General features: G+C 66.4%; 13 protein-coding genes. 8 read left to right on the top strand and 5 right to left on the bottom strand.

Translation table 11 applies throughout. The features are described 5' to 3' along the window. Positions 1-89 precede the first annotated feature (89 nt). The 5 genes from CHB69_RS15220 to CHB69_RS15200 are packed head-to-tail and all read left to right on the top strand — an operon-like array spanning position 90 to position 6,715. The gene (locus CHB69_RS15220) at positions 90-767 is read left to right on the top strand and encodes an OmpA family protein (protein ID WP_170935585.1); all 678 of its coding nucleotides are present in this window, start codon (positions 90-92) and stop codon (positions 765-767) included. Further along, complete coding sequence (locus CHB69_RS15215) at positions 767-2,161, top strand: TolC family protein (protein WP_089216870.1); 1,395 nt, start codon at positions 767-769, stop codon at positions 2,159-2,161. Before CHB69_RS15220 ends, CHB69_RS15215 begins: the two co-directional genes overlap by 1 nt. A gap of 44 nt (positions 2,162-2,205) precedes the next feature. Next, positions 2,206-4,353: a type I secretion system permease/ATPase gene (locus tag CHB69_RS15210; RefSeq protein WP_089216869.1), complete on the top strand. Its 2,148-nt coding sequence runs from the start codon at positions 2,206-2,208 to the stop codon at positions 4,351-4,353. Further along, positions 4,350-5,429 carry a cell wall hydrolase gene (locus tag CHB69_RS15205; RefSeq protein WP_245836853.1) on the top strand — a complete coding sequence of 360 codons (1,080 nt, stop codon included), beginning with the start codon at positions 4,350-4,352 and terminating at the stop codon, positions 5,427-5,429. Before CHB69_RS15210 ends, CHB69_RS15205 begins: the two co-directional genes overlap by 4 nt. A gap of 35 nt (positions 5,430-5,464) precedes the next feature. Beyond that, a complete protein-coding gene (locus CHB69_RS15200; protein WP_089216867.1) occupies positions 5,465-6,715 on the top strand; it encodes an HlyD family type I secretion periplasmic adaptor subunit in 1,251 nt (416 codons plus the stop codon). Here the strand turns inward: CHB69_RS15200 and CHB69_RS19815 are convergent. Both CHB69_RS19815 and CHB69_RS15190 read right to left on the bottom strand, forming a co-directional pair. Next, the gene (locus tag CHB69_RS19815) at positions 6,661-7,689 is read right to left on the bottom strand and encodes a transglutaminase-like cysteine peptidase (protein WP_170935584.1); all 1,029 of its coding nucleotides are present in this window, start codon (positions 7,687-7,689) and stop codon (positions 6,661-6,663) included. The genes CHB69_RS15200 and CHB69_RS19815 overlap by 55 nt on opposite strands. Positions 7,690-7,905: 216 nt before the next feature. Next, positions 7,906-8,085 (bottom strand): hypothetical protein, encoded by a 180-nt coding sequence (locus tag CHB69_RS15190; RefSeq protein ID WP_089216865.1) that lies wholly within the window; start codon positions 8,083-8,085, stop codon positions 7,906-7,908. 176 nt (positions 8,086-8,261) lie between these two features. On the opposite strand from CHB69_RS15190, the gene CHB69_RS15185 reads away from it, so the two are divergent. From CHB69_RS15185 to CHB69_RS15175, 3 genes are all read left to right on the top strand, one after another. Next, positions 8,262-9,635, top strand: coding sequence for a hypothetical protein (locus CHB69_RS15185; RefSeq protein WP_089216864.1), 1,374 nt, complete (start codon positions 8,262-8,264; stop codon positions 9,633-9,635). Between the two features lie 166 nt (positions 9,636-9,801). Next, on the top strand, positions 9,802-14,502 hold the full coding sequence (locus CHB69_RS15180; RefSeq protein ID WP_089216863.1) for an NAD-glutamate dehydrogenase: 4,701 nt from the start codon (positions 9,802-9,804) through the stop codon (positions 14,500-14,502). Next, positions 14,502-15,359 carry an ATP-grasp domain-containing protein gene (locus CHB69_RS15175; RefSeq protein ID WP_089216862.1) on the top strand — a complete coding sequence of 286 codons (858 nt, stop codon included), beginning with the start codon at positions 14,502-14,504 and terminating at the stop codon, positions 15,357-15,359. The genes CHB69_RS15180 and CHB69_RS15175 overlap by 1 nt, the downstream gene beginning before the upstream one ends. Before the next feature lie 177 nt (positions 15,360-15,536). Here the strand turns inward: CHB69_RS15175 and CHB69_RS15170 are convergent, their stop codons facing one another. The 3 genes from CHB69_RS15170 to CHB69_RS15160 form a co-directional block, all read right to left on the bottom strand. After that, positions 15,537-15,830: a ribbon-helix-helix domain-containing protein gene (locus CHB69_RS15170; protein ID WP_089216861.1), complete on the bottom strand. Its 294-nt coding sequence runs from the start codon at positions 15,828-15,830 to the stop codon at positions 15,537-15,539. A gap of 130 nt (positions 15,831-15,960) precedes the next feature. Then, positions 15,961-16,683 carry an acetoacetyl-CoA reductase gene (gene phbB, locus CHB69_RS15165; protein ID WP_089216860.1) on the bottom strand — a complete coding sequence of 241 codons (723 nt, stop codon included), beginning with the start codon at positions 16,681-16,683 and terminating at the stop codon, positions 15,961-15,963. Between the two features lie 91 nt (positions 16,684-16,774). Then, a complete protein-coding gene (locus CHB69_RS15160) occupies positions 16,775-18,337 on the bottom strand; it encodes a DUF1963 domain-containing protein (protein ID WP_089216859.1) in 1,563 nt (520 codons plus the stop codon). Positions 18,338-18,404: the final 67 nt, after the last annotated feature.

Genomic DNA, 18,404 nt, shown 5'->3' with positions numbered 1-18,404 from the left:
AGGCTGGACCGGACTCATATTGGACAGGGGAGGGGGCATCACCGATGTCGAATCAAAGAATGACTGGAATAGCAGGAGCGATTGCCGCATTGGCGCTCGTTCCTTGCTATGGCGCTTCGGCGCAAGCGCTGACCGATCTTTCGGTCGACCAGCTTCGCGGGGAAGTCCGGACTCGTTATGATGCGGCGTTGGCCACGTCGACCGATCCAACGGTCGTGTCGGCCGACAACAATGTCCACACCTGGGCGAGCGAAGCAAAGGTTCAGTGCGGAATAGCACTCGGCTTCCTGAAATCGGGCAGCAAGGACGATGACAGTCTGCGCCGGTGCGATTTCGCCTACGGGATGATGACGCGCGCGCCGCAACCGGCGGCCGAACCGCTGTCGCCGCCGCCTCCGCCACCGGTCGACAATTGTCCGCCGGAGGTTGCTTCGACCTTTTATTTCGACTGGGATTCGACGGTTGCGCCGGCCGACGCGGCACGGGCCATCACTTTCGTGGCCGACAATCGGGAACGATGCGGATGGATGGCCTTTACGGTCGTCGGGCACACCGATCGCTCGGGTTCGGACGCCTATAACGACGCGCTTTCGGTCCGGCGAGCGCGGACAATCGCCGACATGATGGTCGCGAGCGGCATTCCCGAAGCGATCATTGCCGTTTCAGGCCACGGCGAGCGCGACCTGAAGGTTGAAACGATCGACGGAGAGCGCACGCCTGCAAACCGGCGTGTGGAAGTCCGCGTGGACGAGTTGGGGGAACGCTGATGAAACCGAACTACAGGATCGCCGGCATGGTGTCCGCGCTTGCCCTTGGCGCTCTCGCGGCGCCCGCCGGCGCGCAACCCGTGACCATGCAGAATGCGATGGCCGTCGCCATTGATTCCAATCCGCAAATCAACCAGGCGGAGATGAGCAAGGAAGCGATCGAATTCGAGATGGAGCAGGCGAAAGGCCTGTATCTTCCGCGCGTCACGCTCGAGGCATCGGCGGGTGTGCGCCGCCTGGAAAACGCTACCCGGCGTGCGCTTGGCATTTCAAATCAGGAACTCTATCCGCTCGAAGCCTCGATCCAGGCCGAGCAGACGCTGGTCGATTTCGGTCGGCGCCGGGGCGAAAAGCTCCGACAGGCGGCCCGCGTCGACGGCGCAGCGCTTCGCGTGCTCGAGCGTTCGGAATTCATCGCGCTGCAGACGGCGCGCCAGTATCTCGATGTCCTGTTGCAGCAGCGCGTCGTAGCCGCGGCCGAGGATAATCTGACTTTTCATAATAGTCTGGTTTCCGATCTCTCGAACGGCGTCTCGGCGGGTTCGATCAGCGTTGCCGATCTTCAGCAAGCTCAGGAGCGTGCCGAAGCGGCCAGCGTTCGCGTCTCGGAGGCCAAAGAGGCGCTCGCCAATGCCAAGATCGAACTTCTGGCCCTGACCGGTCTCGAAGTCGACGACGTGCAGATGCCACCGCCGATGACCGACCAGGTTCCGGGCAGCCTCAGCGAAGCCGTGGGCCTTACGCGCGCCAAACACCCCAAGGTACTCGAAGCGATGGCCGACGTCGACGCGGCGAACGCCGACGCAGCCAAGGCCAAAGGCGACTTCTATCCGACGATCGGCCTTGAACTCAGCGGACGCGTGGGCGACGACATCGACGCCTTTCGCGGAGAGACGAACGATCTGCTCGGTCGGGTCGTGATGCGCTGGAACATCTTCGATGGGGGGATCAATCGCGCAAAATATCAGGAGATGGTGCGGCGCGCGAGCGAAGCGCGATTCCAAATGCACCAGACGACGCGCGAAGCCGAAGCCGATGTTCGCCGTGCCTGGAACAGGAAGGAAACGCAAGCAACGGTGCTGCGCGACCTGCTCGACCAGAGCAAGGTGACCGACGAGTTGATTATTTCCTATCGCGAGCAGTTTTCCGTTGGCCGCCGCTCGCTTCTCGACGTTCTCGATGCGCAAAATACGCGTTTCAACGTGCAAGTCCGCGCCGAAACAGCGCGCTTTTCCGAAATGTTCGCCAACTATCAGGTTCTGGCTTCGACCAACAGCCTGCTCGACGCCTTCAACCTGAGCGCGCCGGAATCACGACGCGTCTATGCACGGGAACAGGCGGGATATGGTCCGCCGACACCCGCCGAACTGCAACGCCGCCGCTATCCTCGATAATGCATTGTGAGATTTGATTTCCTCTAGAATGAAAACACGGGCAAATGCGAAATCAAATCCCGCAAGACAAGCTGCGTGCTGCGCCCGCGGAAGATCCGCTGATCGCTTGCATCCAATTTGTCGCGACACATTTTGGGCAAAACTTCCAGCGGACAGCGCTTTCGGCACTCGCCCGGGATGAAAGCGGGCGGCTTCCCTTCCATCAAGCGGAGGCCGCGCTCGATCTTGCCTTCATCAACAATGAAACGCTCTGGAGTCGCCAGATCCGGAAGCTTGCGCGCAAGCTTCCGGCAATCCTGCGTACTCGCGACGGCGGGTGCGCCGTGCTTCTCGAACACCGGGCCGATCAATATCTGTTCTGGCGGCCGGGTGACGGCGATCCGGTCTGGACAGGCGAGAAGACCGTCGAGGAAATATATGCGGGTGAGGCGATTGGTGTCGCCGCCGATCCCACTTCGGTCCGCGCCGACGAGCGCCCGTGGGACGAGATGGCGAAGCGTCACTGGTTCTGGGGTGAAGTCTATCGCATGAGGCGATCCTTCTACCCGGTGCTCGGCGCCGCGCTGATGATCAACCTGCTCGGGTTCGCGCTACCTCTGTTTACGATGAACGTCTATGACCGGGTAATGCCGAACAAGGCCGTGGCGAGCCTCTGGGTCTTGGCGATCGGCGCTCTGCTTGCTTTCGCGGTGGAATTTGCGCTGCGCCTCGCGCGGGCGACCCTGCTCGACGATCTGGGCCGCGAGCTCGATATCAAATTGTCGGAGAAGATATTCTCCAAAATGCTCAATATTCCGCTGGCGGATCGTCGCGGCAGCACCGGGATGCTGGCCCGTCGGGTCTCGGAATTCGAGACAGTACGCGATTTTTTTGCCTCGACGACGATCGTGCTTGTCGTCGATCTTGCCTTCCTGTTTCTCTTCATCGCGATGATCGCCATCTTCGCCGGCTGGCTGGCAATCGTTCCGCTTGCGATCATTTCGGCCATGATTGTCGCGGGTTTCTTTCTGCAACGGCGAATGACCGTAGCGGCGCTCGAAAACCAGGCCGATGCGAGCATTCAGCATTCGATGCTCGTCGAGAGCATCGGCGGCGCAGAGACGGTGAAGAGCTGTGCGGCGGAAGGCCAGATGCTGGGCCGCTGGCACCAAATGGTCGATGCGAGCGCGCGGACGCAGTCCAAACTGCGTCGTTCCAGCGCCGCCGCGATCAACCTCGCGTCGCTGGGCCAGCAATTCTCGAGCCTCTCGCTTATAATCGGCGGTTTCTACCTGTTCGATGCCGGCAAGATATCGATGGGCGCGATCATTGCGATCGTGATGCTGGCCGGTCGATCAATGTCGCCGGTGAGCCAGCTCGCGTTTCTGATCACCCGCGGGCGCCAGGCCTGGACGACTATGGCCAGCATCCAGCAGATGATCGAGTCCGACGACGAGCGGCGGATGGGCAGCAGCTCGCTCGATATCGCCATTGGCCGCGGACAGGTGACGCTGGACGATATGTCCTTCACCTATCCCGGCGCGGCCGTCCCCTCGCTCAGCGACATCAACCTCAAGATCGAGCCGGGCGAACGGATCGCAATCGTCGGACGGGTTGCGTCGGGCAAATCGACGCTCGGCCGACTGATCTGCGGCCTTTATGCGCCGACGCGCGGAAGCCTCTACGTCGATGGATTGGATAGTCGGCAATATTCGCCGATCCATTTGCGGTCGCAGCTGCGGTTCGTCGGCCAGGATTCGGTCCTGTTCAGCGGCTCGATCAAACAGAATCTGAAGATGTGCGGGACCTCGACGTCGGACGCAGAACTGCTCCGGACCCTGCAAGCGATCGGCGCGGACCGGTTTCTCAGCCGCGACGGGGGTGGCCTCGATCGCGTCACAGGCGAGCGCGGCAGCCTGTTGTCGGGCGGCCAACGCAGCTTTCTGGCAATCGCCCGCGCGCTCGCCTCACCCTCACGCCTCCTGTTCCTCGACGAACCTACCGGGGCGATGGACACGCAAAGCGAACGGTTTTTTCTCTCGGCGCTGACGACGCGCCTCGACCGGTCGCAGACCGTGGTGATCGCGACCCATCGGGAGGCCGTGCTGCAGCTTTGTGACCGCATCATCGTGATCGATGGCGGCAAGATCGTTGCGGACGGTCCCCGGGAGAAAATATTGACGCAAGCGAAGCCAGGGGAGGTGACCCCATGACCGCATCCGTCGGTGATTCGCCCCCTCGAATGCCCGCATTCGGGTCCGTCGCCCCCCTGCTGCCGAAAGTCGCTCAAACGCGTGCCGGCATCATTGTCTCCCTGCTTGCCGCGACCGGACTTGCGGTGACGGCTGCGAACGACCCGCGGGCGCAGCGCCTGATCGGCCTGTCGTTCGCCGGCGGCGACAATGTGAAGGCCGAGGAAGAAGAAAGGGCCGAGGCGATCGCCAAGCTGATCGCCGACACCGGGGTCGACGAGCCGGCGCCGGCCGTCGAAGGAAAGGACGCGGTGGCGCGAAATGCATTGCTGCCCGCATCGAAATTGCCCGTTGAGGCGGCACGCCCCTTCTACATGCCCAAGGTCTCCGCGATTCAGGAAACCAACGCAGAGCGTTGTCTCACCCAGGCGATTTATTACGAAGCGGCGACCGAATCGGATTCGGGCAAAGCGGCAGTTGCGCAGGTCATCCTCAATCGACTGCGGCATCCCGCCTTCCCGCGCACCGTCTGCGGGGTGGTGTATCAGGGCAGTTCCCGACCGGGATGCCAATTCAGCTTCACTTGCGACGGGTCGATACGACGGGCACCGGTCCCGGCGCTTTGGCGTCGCGCGGCGGAAATAGCCCGCGCCGCGCTTGCCGGTCATGTCGAAGCGGACGTGGGCATGGCCACCCACTATCATGCGAATTATGTTCTTCCGCGGTGGGCGCCGAAGCTGACGAAAATCGAACAGTTGGGAACCCACATCTTTTATCGCTGGCCGGGAGGCTGGGGCAAGCGGGCGGCTTTCATAACCCCCTATGGCGGAACCGAATGGATACCGTCGCTCGACACGCTGTATCGAGGGTCCGCGGCCGCCTCTGCGGTGGTCTCCGCATCGGCGGACGGGACGACGACGGCGCTGAGGCGCGACCCCACCGATCGCCGCGCCGACAATGACGTCGGCGGGCGCGTTGATCCGACAAAAGGTTGGACACCCAGCCTGCCCGATCTCTCGCAAACCGAATCGCGTTTCGAGGCGATGGCCAGCCAGCAGGCCATGCCGTCTCCCGTCGCGAGCAGCAGCGGCGACTAGGGTCAGGACCCAGGGTTACGAAGAGGCAGAATCCAATGTTGAAATACTGGCTACGCTTGCGGGGGGCCGAACAGATCATCGTAGCCGCGGCGGCGGGGTTCGTCCTGTTCCTGCTTTGGGCGAGCATCGCGCGCGTCGACGAGGTGACGCGCGGTCAGGGGCGCGTGATTCCGTCATCGAAAGTGCAGATCATCCAGTCAGCGGAGCCGTCGACAATCAAGGAAATCCTCGTGCGATCAGGGCAGACCGTCAACAAGGGGCAACTGCTCGTCCGCCTCGACAATACATCGTCGCAGTCCGAGCTGGGCCAGTTGGAGACGGAGAACGAACGCCTTGCCCAGCGCGCAGCGCGGCTTGCCAGCGAAGCCGGTGGCGGAAACTGTTCGGGAGACGCCTGCGGTGACGAGGCAAAATTGCTCGATGTAAGACGATCTTCGCTCGAAAGTCAGCTATCCGCCATGTCTGCGGCGGTCGAACAGCGAAGACGGGACCTCGGAGAAGCGCAGGCCACGGCCAACTCGCTCGAATCCAGCCTCAAGCTCGCGCGCGAAGAGGTGAAGATGCTCGAACCGCTTGCGGCGAAATCGGTCGTGCCGCAGACGGAGCTCCTGTCCGCCCGACGCGAGGTGGTCGACTTGCAGGGGCGACTGGCAGCAGCGCGACAAGCGATCTCGAGGTCCGAAGCGGCGGTGCGCGAGGCTCAGGCCGAGATGGCGCGCGCGCGGTACGATTTCCAGCAGGAAGCGTTGAACGAGCGGAGCCAGGTAACGACCAAGATGGCCGTCAACCAGGAAACGATCAGGGGCGCAGAAGGCCGTCTCGCCCGCTCGGAAATCCGTTCGCCGGCCCGCGGGGTCGTGAACGATCTGCTCGTCAACACATTGGGTGGTTATGTCAATGCCGGCGAGCAGATCATGCAGATCGTGCCTTTGGGCGAAAAGCTTCTGGTCGAAACGCGGGTCACGCCGCGAGACATTGCTTTCATCAAGGTCAGCGACCCGGCCAACGTCAAGGTTACCGCCTATGATTTTTCAATCTACGGCGGGCTCAAGGGCAAAGTCGTCCGCGTATCGCCCGACAGCATCTATGACGAAGTCGAACGTCAGGCCTATTTCACGCTTGTTGTGGAAACGAGCGATGCGTTTCTCGTATCGAACGGCAAGCAGCTTCCGATCACGCCGGGCATGCTCTGTGACGTCGAAATCCTGACCGGTAAAAAATCGGTCCTCAGCTATCTGCTGAAGCCCGTCTTGAAGATCAGCGGCACGGCACTCACGGAACGCTGATCGACTGACGCCAGAGCCACCCGCTGTCCGGTAGCAGGAATCGAGGCGATGACGGGCTGTCGATCTTCGTTTCGATAGCCATGGACCCATTGCCCGGTTGCGCCGAACGACAACACGGGCCTCACGGCCACCGCTTCGCGCCCGCTGTAGACACGGTCCGTGGTGTTATCGAGAACCACATCCCCCTTGTCAGTCCGAACCAGGAGGAAGGCATGATCGGCGTTCGCTGCCAGATCGCGCAGCAATACCAGCTTCATGCGCGTGGGCGCAATTCCGGCGGCGCGTAGCATGTGCATCTTGAGAATTGCGAAATCCTCGCAGTCGCCGCTACCGCGCGCGATCGTCTGTTGCGCCGTTGCCCAAAAGTCCCGCTGACGATAATTCTGATCGTCGGCGCGATACGCGATCCGACGATTGACCCAGCGATTGACGCGCGCGAATATTTCCTCTTCGTTCAGTCCGCTACGCACATCGGCCTTGCCGAGCTCTGCTCGCATGAGCTGCGGCGGAGCCGCCCGTCGGACGCTCGCCCATCGCGCATCGAACCGCGTGTGCTTGATGGCAATCGGCCTCGTTCCGAGTTCCATCGAAGTATCGAACTCCGGCGCCCGAGCGGGAATATATGCGGAAGCGGCGTCGATTTTACCGGAAGGCGCTTCTGCGCCGATTCCGCAGGCGTCCGCCGCGCCGTCATGCCAAGGCTGGTTGAAAGGGCGTCGCGTCCGACTTGCCGGCGCCAAAAGCCCTCTCCCCGCGGCGCCCTCGGGCCCGGCGGATGCGATACGCCCGATCGGCAACGCTTTTTCCGACGGGACAGCACCGGCTGTCTGACTGAGCCTGATCCGGTCGAGCGCACTGGGCGATCCGCCCAATATCCGCCGCGAAAGCGTGTCTTGTGAAACCTCGGAAATCGGGCCGGTAGCCGAGCACGGAAACTCGCCGCTCAAGGCCGGTTTTACATTGTCGATCTTCACAGCGGCCCCGGCAGGTGCGGACCCAAATCCGACAACAGCTGCGCTGGCCACGGTGGCGCCGGCCAAGCAACGCAGACTGTTTGCGGCAAGGGGCGTTCCTATCCTCATATTGCCACCTATGGGACAGCAGTGTGAGGATAGGCTTCATGGTCATGGTTAACGGACGATTCGGGATCTGCCGCCGATCGGAGGCGGGTCGTCGAATTCGAGGATGGCTCACTCCGCGGGCGGCGGCGTGTCCCTTTCTTCGCGGCGCATGCGGCGCGCAGTGCGTTCGTGCCGGATCGCCGCTTCGCGCAGGCGGCGCGCGAGGAAGGGGTCGTCGGTCAGCTCGGCCTTGCGCCGCGCCACCCGCGCCATCTGCTCGTGATAGATTGCGTCGCGAATCTGGTCCATTGCCGCCTTTTATACCGTGACAGGGTAAGCGACGCCCCTGACCATTCCGGGTGTGATTAGCGCCGATAGCGCCTGCATTTTCGCCATTTGTCCGCGTTTCCCCGCCGCATCGTTTACGCGCCCTTTACCACTTCGGGCGCATGGCATGACCCGATATTCGCCAGTGGGGATGAATGATGGACAGCATGCGCGGACTGCTTTCGGGCAGCCACGACCGGGAGGACGGCGGCATCGACGCGCCGGCCGCCATCGGCGTCGACGAACGGCGGATGCAGGTTCGGGCCTATAATCACTGGGCGTCGCTGCTCGGCAACCGCGCCTATCCGTCGGTCGAGGATCTCGATCTTGCGGGCGCGGGCGACTTCGGCCCCTATTCGGTCCTCCTCGACTTTACCGCAGGCATCGAAGATCCGGCGATCGCCTATCTCGGCGAGCGCATCCGCGACGAATCGCGGATCGACGCAGAGGTCCACTATATCAGCCAGATTCCGGGCCGTTCACTGCTGTCGCGGCTGACCGATCATTATCTGCAGATCATCGCCAACCGCGCGCCGATCGGCTTCGAGGCCGAGTTCGAAAGCGATCGCGGCGTGACGATCATGTATCGCGGCATCCTGTTACCCTTCTCGTCCGACGACGACACGATCGACTTCATCCTCGGCGTCATCAACTGGAAGGAGGCCGCGCCCGCCGATCAGGCGGCCGAGCTTCAGCTGTCGGTCGATCAGGCGCTGCGCACCGCCGCGCCGCTGACCGCGCCGGTGCCGGTGTGGGCCGACGGTCCCGACTCGGGGCATATGGACGAGGAGGCGGCAAGCGACGGCCCGGCGCCGGGCTTCGCCGCGCTCGACGACGCGCCCGCGCCGCCGGATGGGCCGCTGGTGCCGCGTGGCGCCGCAGCCGCAGCGCCGGTCGAAGACGATGCACCCGCCGAGCCCGCGGCCGACGCCGAACTCGCCGACTGGCTCGCGCTCGCGCGCGAAACCGCCGCGCGCGCCATCGCCGCCGACAGCCGCAGCCGCAGCGCACTCTATCAGGCGGTCGGCAAGGCTTGGGATTTCGCGCTCGCCGCCGAGGTGCAGCCGGGCGCCTTTGCCGAACTGCTGGACGACGCGGGGCTCCGCGCGCAGGAGCGCGCGCCGATGACCCCGGTGGTCAAGCTGGTGTTCGGCGCGAATTACGACAAGACGCGGCTCGCCGAATATGCATGCGCGCTCGGTCATGCGAAGGAAGCGGGGGTCGGCCGCGGCGAGCTTGCGGCCTATCTCGATCGCTATCCGGGCGGGCTCAAGGGGCTCGTTAAGGATGCGCGCGCGCGGCGCAAGCCCGACAAGCCGGCCGAAACCGCTGCGGACCCGGCGCTCGAGGCCCTGCGCACCGCGCATCCCGCGGTGATCCTCGAACATGATCCGGGCGAGGCCGAGTTCGTCGTGCTGATCGCCCGCGCGATGCCGGGCGGCCACATCGGCCTCGTCGCCAAGGCGGCCGATGACGCGGCGCTGGTTGCCAAGCTCGCTAGGAAGGCGATTCCGATCACGCCGGGCGGCTGACCCTTTCGTGTTGCAGCGCAACAGAAGAACCAATCCTTGAAATATTTTTACGCGAGGGGCGCCGGGGGGACTTGAGCCGCGCGCGCGGCAGGCGCATAGGGGCGCAAGCGACTGGGCCCGCCGCCCGCTGGCGACAGGCCTGCCTTTGGTTCGGATGCTGCACCCTATGCCTGAAAATTCGGAATCGGACGCCCCCACCGTCTCCGCTCCCGCGCTTCCCAAGAAAATCCAGTCCGCCTTCCTGACCGCGCTGCGCGGCAGCGCGCTTCCGGGCGAGGGCGACGATATGGACGAGGCCGCGCTTGCCGAAGCGAGCGCCTTCGTCGCGCGCACCGCGCTCGACCGGCCCGAAGGCACGCCGGTGCTCGCGCTCGAACCGCTCGCGGCCGACGGCACCGACCGGCGGATGCGGCTCGCGATCGTCAACGACGACATGCCCTTCCTCGTCGATTCGACCTCGCAGGTCGCGGCGGCGCAAGGGCTGGTCGTGCACCGCATCCTGCACCCCGTCGTGTCGGCGAAGCGCGACGCCAAGGGGCATCTGACCGAAGCCGGCGCCCCCGAAAAGGGCGCGGCGCGCGAATCGGTCATCTATATGGAGGTCGAGCGCGGCGACGCGCGGGCGCGGCGGCGGCTGCTCGACGCGATCGAGGCGGCGCTCGCCGACGTCCGCGCCGCGGTTGCCGACTGGAAGGCGATGCGCGCCGCGATGCTCGCCGACGCCGCGATGCGCTGCGACGACGAGAGCGCCGAGCTGCTCCGCTGGTTCGAGGGTGGCGCGATGACCCAGCTCGGCCATGAATGGCGGACGCGAAAGGGCGGCGCAGAGGATGCGCTCGGCATTTGTGCCGCGAGCAAGAACCCGCTCCTGTCCCCCGAAGCGCTCGACGCTGCCTTCGCCTGGTTCGACGCGGGCGGCGCGGGGCCGCTGCTGATCAAGTCGAACCGGCTGTCGGCGGTGCATCGCCGCGTGCTGCTCGACCTCGTGATCGTTCCCGAGACGAAGGGCAAGGCGGTCGAACGGCTGTCGATCCACGCCGGGCTGTGGACGAGTCAGGCGCTTTCCACCCCGCCCGCGAAGGTGCCCGTCCTGCGCGCGCAGCTTGCGGCGCTGATGGACAAGTTCGATTTCGATCCCGCGGGTCACGCCGGCAAGGCGCTCGCCCACGCGCTCACCGCGCTGCCGCACGACCTGCTGATCGCCTTTGACGCCGCTTCGCTCGAGCGGCTCGCGCTCACCTCGATGTCGATCACCGACCGGCCGCGGCCGAAACTGGTGACGGTCAGGAGCGCGCTCGGGCGGCATTTGTTCGTCTTCGTCTGGTTGCCGCGCGACGAGGTATCGACCGGCCGCCGCCTTGCGATCGAGGCGATGCTGGTGCGCGAGGCGCGCGCCGGGGTGATCGGCTGGACGATGGTGCTCGAGGATGGCGGCGCGGCGCTCTTGCGCTACACGCTCGACCTCAGAAGCGGCGGGGTGATTCCCGACGAGGAGGCGCTCGGCACGATGCTCGAGCAGATGGTGCGCGGCTGGCAGCCCGAGGTCGAGGCGGCGCTCGCGCGGCGCGGCGACGCGGGGCGCGCGGCGGCGCTGGCATCGCGCTTCGCACCGCTCTTTCCGCCCAATTACCGCAACCTCTATGACCCCGAAGAGGCGGCACGCGACATATTGCGGCTGCGCGACCTCGACGCCGAGCATCCGCGCGGCGTGCGCCTCGCACTCAAGAGCCTCGACGGCGACGACCGGATGCGGCTCAAAGTCTATAGCGCGTCGGGCGCGCTCGCCTTGTCCGACGTCGTCCCGGCGCTCGAACATTTCGGCTTCGAGGTGCTCGAGGAAATTCCGACCGCGCTGAATTACGGTCGCCCGGCGCCCGGCGCCGACGACGAGCCGCCCGCCTTCATCCACGACTTCACGCTCGGCCTTCCCGCCGCGGTCGACGAGACCGCGCTGCTGCCGCACGTCCCGGTGATCGAGGGGGCGATCGCCGCGGTGCTCGAGGGGCGCGCCGAAAACGACGCCTTCAACGAGCTGGTGCTCGTCACCCAGACCGATCCGCAGGCGATCGTGTGGCTGCGCGCCTGGTTCCGCTATCTGCGCCAGGGCGGCTCGGCCTATGGCATGGACACCGTCGTCGCGGCGCTGCGCCACGCGCCCGATCTGACCCATGCGATGATCGAGCGCTTCTGCGCGCTGCACGATCCCGGGCGCACCGATGCGGCGCGCGCAGAGGCGCTGGCGGACGGCATTCAGGCCGATTTCGCCGGCATCAAGTCGATCGACGACGACCGCATCCTGCGGCTGTTCAACGCGGTGATCGGCGCGACGCTGCGCACCAACGCCTTTTCCCCCGCAGCCGCCGAAGCGCTCGCCTTCAAGATCGATTCGAGCCAGATTCCGGGGCTGCCCAAGCCGCTGCCGTGGCGCGAGGTGTTCGTCTATAGCCCGCGCGTCGAGGGCATCCACCTGCGCGCCGGCCCGGTCGCGCGCGGTGGCCTCCGATGGTCCGACCGGCGCGACGACTTCCGCACCGAAATCCTCGGGCTGATGAAGGCGCAGCGCGTCAAAAATGCGGTGATCGTGCCGACCGGCGCGAAGGGCGGCTTTTATCCCAAGGCGCTCCCCGACCCGGCGCTCGACCGCGACGCCTGGTTCGCGGAAGGCACCGAATGCTATCGCATCTTCATCCGCTCGCTGCTGTCGATCACCGACAATATCGTCGGCGGCAAGGTCGTGCATCCGAAAGGGGTGACGATCCGCGACGGCGAGGACCCCTATTTCGTCGTTGCCGCCGACAAGGGCACCGCGACCTTCTCCGACGTCGCGAACGGGCTGGCGATGGAGCGCGACTTCTGGCTCGGCGATGCGTTCGCGAGCGGCGGCTCGCACGGCTATGACCACAAGGCGATGGGGATCACCGCAAAGGGGGCGTGGGTCTCGGTCCAGCGGCATTTCGCCGAGATGGGCGTCGACGTGCAGAGCGAGAGCATCCGCGTCGTCGGCTGCGGTGACATGTCGGGCGACGTGTTCGGCAACGGGATGCTGCTGTCGAAGGCGATAAAGCTCGTCGCGGCGTTCGATCATCGCCACATCTTCCTCGACCCCGATCCCGATCCGGCGAAGAGCTGGCAGGAACGGCAGCGGATGTTCGACCTGCCGCGATCGAGCTGGGACGATTATGACAAGAAGCTGATCTCGAAGGGCGGCGGGGTCTTCCCGCGCAGCCAGAAGAGCATTCCCCTGAGCCCCGAAGCGCAGGCGCTGCTCGGCCTGTCGCAGCCCGAAATCGACCCGTCGGGCCTGATCTCGGCGATCCTCAAGGCGCCCGCCGATCTGCTCTGGTTCGGCGGTATCGGCACCTATGTGAAGGCCGCGGGCCAGAATAATGCCGAGGTTGGCGATCCCGCCAACGATGCGCTGCGCGTCGATGCCGAGGATCTGCGCGTCCGCGCCGTCGGCGAGGGCGCGAATCTGGGCGTCACGCAGGCGGCGCGCATCGCCTTTGCCGCCAAGGGCGGGCGGATCAACACCGACTTCATCGACAATAGCGCCGGCGTCGACTGTTCGGACAATGAGGTCAATATCAAGATCGCCCTCAATCGCGAGATGGCCGAAGGGCGGCTGTCGCAAGAGGCGCGCGACGCGCTGCTCGTGCGGATGACCGACGATGTCGCTGCGCTGGTGCTGGAGGACAACCGCCTTCAGGCGCTCGCGCTGTCGATCGCCGAAAAGGGCGGCGCGGGCGCGGTGCCGTCGCTCGTGCGCACGATGGAGACGTTCGAGGCCGCCGGCCGGCTCGATCGCAAGGTCGAAGGGCTCGCGGTCAACGACGAACTGCTGCGCCGTTCGGCCGAAGGGCGCGGGCTGACGCGGCCAGAGCTTGCGGTGCTGCTCTCGACCGCGAAACTCGCTCTGCAGGATGCGATCGAGGCGAGCGAACTGCCCGACGACCCGGCGCTCGACCGCGACCTGCGCGCTGCCTTCCCCGAAGAGATGCAGCGCGACTATGCGAAGGCGATCGAAGAGCATCAGCTGCGCCGCGAGATCATCGCGACCAAGCTCGCCAACCGCATCGTCAACCGGCTCGGCATCGTCCATCCCTTCGAGCTCGTCGAAGAGGAAGGCTGCGCGCTCGGCGACGTCGCGGCCGCCTTTGTTGCGGCCGAACGGCTGCTTGGTCTCGACGCGATCTGGGCGGCGCTCGACACCGCGGCGATCGACGAAAGCATCCGCCTGTCGCTGTTCAACCAGGCCGCGGCCGCGATGGCGTCGCAGATGGCCGATGTGCTGCGCGTCGCGCCGACGGGCGCGCAGCCGGGGCCGATCGTCGCGCGGCTCGCGCCCGGCGTCGAGCGGCTGAGCGACTGTGTGGACAGCCTGCTCGGCGAATCGGTGCGGCGCCAGTGGGAGACGCTGAGCCAGCAATTGCTCGATGCCGGCGCGCCCGAGGCCCTGACGCATGCGGTGGTCCGCCTGTTCAAGCTCGACGGCGCGATCGGCATCGTCGACCTCGCCGAACGGCGCGGCGACGACGAGGTCGCGGTGACGCACGCCTTCACCCATCTCGGCGAGGCGCTCGGGCTCGACTGGGCGCAGACGCTCGCGGCGCATATGAGCCCGAGCGACCCGTGGGAACGCTTGCTCGTCAACAGCCTGGCGCGCGATTTTCAGCAGATGCGGCTCGTCTTTCTCGCGGGGCTGCCGGGTCAGAATCTCGACAGTGCGGTGACCGCATGGCTGGGCGAACAGGGCGCCCGCGTCGCGCAGTTCCGCGCGACGGTCGACCGCGCGCGGACGATCCCGAACCCCAATGGCGCGATGCTGTCGCACATTGCGGGGCAGGCGCGCGGATTGCTGGCACGCTGATGCCATTCCAGCCGCGCGTCGCGCTTCTGACCCCCGGCGCCGATTATGGCGAGCACTGGCACCCCGCGCTAGCGCGCAAGACCGGTGCGCTGACCGTGGCGGGGCTCGCGGTCGAGACGCGAGCGTGGACCGATCCCGGCGATCTGTCGGGCTTCGACCTCGTACTGCCGCTGATCGCATGGGGCTATCCGCGCGCGGCGGCGCGCTGGTATGCGCTGCTCGACCGCTTCGAGGCCGAGGGGCTGCGCGTCATCAACCCGGTGCCGGTGCTGCGCTGGAACAGCGACAAGGCCTATCTCGCCGAGCTGGGAACCAACGGCGTCGCGGTGGTGCCGACGATCGAGGTCGCAGCGCTCGACGAGGGTGCGCTCGCCGACGCACGCGCGGCGTTCGGCACCGGCGAGCTGGTGATCAAGCCGCCGATCTCGGCCGGATCGGACGGCACGCACCGGCTCGCGGCGGGGGCGGGCGTTCCCGCCGATGCGCTGGGCGAGCGGCGGCTCGTTCAACCCTTCATGCCGGGCATCCTCGCCGCGGGCGAATATTCGCTCTTCTTCTTCGCCGGCCGCTACAGCCACGCGATCGTCAAGCGCCCCGCGGCCGGAGACTTCCGCGTCCAGCCGCAATTCGGCGGGCGCGAGGAGGCGTGGGACGCGAGCCGGCCCGCGCGCGAACTCGCCGCCGCAGCCCTCGCCGCCGCGCCGGCGCCGCCGGTCTATGCGCGTATCGACATGGTCGGGAACGGCGCCGGCGGGCTCGCGATCATGGAACTCGAACTGATCGAGCCGCAGCTGTTCCTGCACCTCGCACCCGACCGGGGTGCGGCCTTCGGGCAGGCGATCTACGCCGCCGTCTAGAATTTGTCCGGTTCAAGCTGAACGGGACAGACTCCAGAACAAGATCATCTTTGGCTGAATAAACCGTGTGCTCCCGCGGAGGCGGGAGCCCATCTCCCGACGGCTCTATGTCCAACCGGCAGGAGATGGGTCCCCGCCTCCGCGGGGACACACGATCTTTGACACGGGCTTACTCAGTCAAGGTCGATCGGGACACTGGCTGCTCTCGCGATTGCGCCACAGCCATTGCCGGATCGCCGAGGTCAGGTTCGGCGGATCGTCGGCGGTCATCCGCTCGACGTCGATCCGCGCGACGAGAGCGTTGACGGGGAGCTTCAGGCGTCCAGCCTCGGCTTCGAGCGCGTCCCAGAAGAGCGGCTCGAGGCTGATCGACGTCGGGTGGCCGGCGATCGTCACCGAGCGTTTGACGGGGGGGTGATAGGCGTTGGCCATCGGCGGCACCTCCAGGAGCGACGGCAAAGCCGCCGCCATGACGTCAGACGGGCTCGGCCGGCCTGACGGGCCCGCCCGCCCCGCTGGCCGTGCCGGTGGCTGCCTGTCGGCACCGGCGCCTAACTTGCCGTCCGCCGCGGCGAACGCCTGCGTTACGCGCCTGCCACCGTCAATACATATGCTGGCCGCCGTTGATGCTCATCGTCGATCCGGTGACGAACCCCGCGTCCTCGCTGCACAGGAAGACGACCCCGCGCGCGATTTCCTCGGCGTGGCCGAGGCGGCCGACCGGGATTTTGGCGACGATTTTTTCGAGCACCTGCGGCGGGACCGCGGCGACCATGTCGGTGTCGATATAGCCCGGCGCGATCGCGTTCACGGTCACGCCCTTCTTCGCACCTTCCTGCGCGAGCGCCTTGGTGAAGCCGTGGATGCCCGATTTGGCGGCGGCATAATTGACCTGCCCGTACTGGCCCGCCTGGCCGTTGATCGAGCCGATGTTGACGATGCGGCCCCAGCCGCGCTCGACCATGCCGGGAAAGCAGGCCTTCGCCATGTTGAAACAGCCGCCGAGATTGATGCGCATCACATCGTTCCAGTCGTCGAAGCTCATCCGCGCGAGGGTGCCGTCGCGGGTGATGCCGGCATTGTTGACGACAATGTCGACCGGCCCGACCTCTTCGGTCACCCGCGCGCAGCCGTCGAGGCACGCCTGATGGTCGCCGACGTCCCATTTATACGCCTTGATCCCGGTGCGGTCGGTGAAGGCCTTCGCCTTTTCGTCGTTGCCGCCATAGTTGGCGACGACGGTGACACCCTGTGCCTTCAGCGCGAGGCTGATCGCCTCTCCGATGCCGCGGCTGCCACCGGTGACGATTGCGATGCGTGCCATGAAAACTCTCCCACAAGATTGTTCGGCCCACACCTAAGCGGGGCGGCAGCGGCTCGCAAGTTTACCGGAACGTCAAGCGCGATGGGAGGCGTCAGGCGCGGGTGCGGCGCGTGGCGACCTTCGAGAAATCGCCCGCCGCAAGGTCGGCCTTGCGGATCGTCAGCACCAGATTTTCACCTTCGCCGACAAGCCGGCTCATCAGCCCGCTCGTCGGCAGCTCGATGAGCACCGCCTCATAGTCGGGATCGAAACCGACGAGCGGCTGCGACGGCGCGCCGCCCATCGTCGCGGCCTCCGCAGCCGCGAGCTGCCGCCACAGCGGCTCGAACCACGCACGCGCGGGTGCCGACAGCCGCGCCGGGTCGGCGAGCCAGGCGTGCTTGGCGGCGTCGAGCAGCAGCGCGCGATAGTCGTGCGCCCACAGCGGCGCGCGCGGGTCGTGGCGGGTGAGCGGCAGGGTTAGCGTTTCGATGCGATCTTCGCCTGTCTCGGGATCGGGGTAGCAGAGGACATGCTTCCAGCGCACCGCGTGCAGCGCCGCCATCACCGCGGTCGCGTCGGACGGCGTGAATTCGTGCTGGCCCGCGCTGTCGCGAATGATCGCCACGATCTCGGTGGCGCCGGCCGCGGTCGCGCGGTTGGTCTCGGCCGCATCGGCGAGTGCCGCAAGATATTCGTCGCTGGCGTCGGCGGGGGCTCCGGTGCCCGTTTGCAACCGCGCGATGCGCCGGTCGAGCACCGCCCCCAGCATCCGCATGCTGTCCCAGTCGAACGGATGGAAGGCGGGGTCCGCGATGTCATATTCGACCGCGTCGCTCGCGAGAGTGTCGTCGAACGCGGGTGGCGCTTCGGCCCCGGCGACGACATCGACCGGCCATTCGGGAAAGGCGCGGATCGCGAGCGTCGCCAGGTCGCCGAAGCGCAGCCCGCCCCAGGGACCGAACAGCGCGTTGCCCGCACCCTGCGGAGGCTCGCGCGGCGGGCCTTCTTCGGCGACGTGGATTGCCGATCCGACGCCCGTTTCGGGATGCGCGAAGATCGCAAGCCAGCCCGTGCGCGGCCCGAGCCCGTCCCACAGATCGGCGGGCAGGTCGGCACAGGCGATCTGCGCGAGGAAGTCGCCCTTTACCCCGTCGATGCGCGGCCAGTCCATATCGGCGGGGAGCCGCGGGCGGCCGCCGAGGCGGCTACGCGTCAAGATCGCGTCGCGCGGCGGAATCTGGGGCATGAGCCGGACCTGTAGCGCAGTGTCGCGGTTGGGCGCAGCGAAGTCGGCCCGTCGTTCGGCGGCCAGCGCCTCGTCGGCGAGTGCGGCCGCGATCGCGGGTTCGGGCTCGGCGAAAGCCGCCGCAACCATCGCCCCGGCCTCGACGGGCGTGTAGGTTTCGCTCGGAGCGGGGTTGTCGAAGCCCTCGATCTCGGGTTCGGCGGCGGGCATTTCGCCGCGAATCCGGGCGAGGCGCGAGGGCGCGATCTCGACTTCGGGGGCGTCGCCGTGCGCGCGGGAGAAGGCCGGCAGGCGCAGGTCGCGAAGGCTCGCCATCGGGGCGGCCGCCGCCGGCTGGCGCCATATGCGCCAGACGAGAAAGACGATCAGCAGGAAGAGCAGAGAAACGCCGGCGAGCGTCAATGCTGCCGACTCCAATTGGCTCATCGGGGCGACCTTTCAGACCGGGCACCGAGTCGAGGGCGGTGCCGTTGCGGCGCCATTTTGCGAAGGA

The organism is Sphingopyxis indica (genome assembly GCF_900188185.1).
Lineage (GTDB): Bacteria > Pseudomonadota > Alphaproteobacteria > Sphingomonadales > Sphingomonadaceae > Sphingopyxis > Sphingopyxis indica.
Note: the sequence above shows the minus strand (reverse complement) of the source record. Positions and strands in the feature narration are given on the sequence as shown.

What these genes read in the sequence shown, in the direction of transcription:
- CHB69_RS15180 (WP_089216863.1), top strand. Translation starts at nt 9,802, where the DNA reads ATGCCTGAAAATTCGGAATCGGACGCCCCCACCGTCTCCGCTCCCGCG.
- CHB69_RS15190 (WP_089216865.1), bottom strand. Translation starts at nt 8,085, where the DNA reads ATGGACCAGATTCGCGACGCAATCTATCACGAGCAGATGGCGCGGGTG.
- CHB69_RS15200 (WP_089216867.1), top strand. Translation starts at nt 5,465, where the DNA reads ATGTTGAAATACTGGCTACGCTTGCGGGGGGCCGAACAGATCATCGTA.
- phbB (WP_089216860.1), bottom strand. Translation starts at nt 16,683, where the DNA reads ATGGCACGCATCGCAATCGTCACCGGTGGCAGCCGCGGCATCGGAGAG.
- CHB69_RS15175 (WP_089216862.1), top strand. Translation starts at nt 14,502, where the DNA reads ATGCCATTCCAGCCGCGCGTCGCGCTTCTGACCCCCGGCGCCGATTAT.
- CHB69_RS15170 (WP_089216861.1), bottom strand. Translation starts at nt 15,830, where the DNA reads ATGGCGGCGGCTTTGCCGTCGCTCCTGGAGGTGCCGCCGATGGCCAAC.
- CHB69_RS15205 (WP_245836853.1), top strand. Translation starts at nt 4,350, where the DNA reads ATGACCGCATCCGTCGGTGATTCGCCCCCTCGAATGCCCGCATTCGGG.
- CHB69_RS15210 (WP_089216869.1), top strand. Translation starts at nt 2,206, where the DNA reads ATGCGAAATCAAATCCCGCAAGACAAGCTGCGTGCTGCGCCCGCGGAA.
- CHB69_RS15185 (WP_089216864.1), top strand. Translation starts at nt 8,262, where the DNA reads ATGGACAGCATGCGCGGACTGCTTTCGGGCAGCCACGACCGGGAGGAC.
- CHB69_RS15215 (WP_089216870.1), top strand. Translation starts at nt 767, where the DNA reads ATGAAACCGAACTACAGGATCGCCGGCATGGTGTCCGCGCTTGCCCTT.
- CHB69_RS15160 (WP_089216859.1), bottom strand. Translation starts at nt 18,337, where the DNA reads ATGAGCCAATTGGAGTCGGCAGCATTGACGCTCGCCGGCGTTTCTCTG.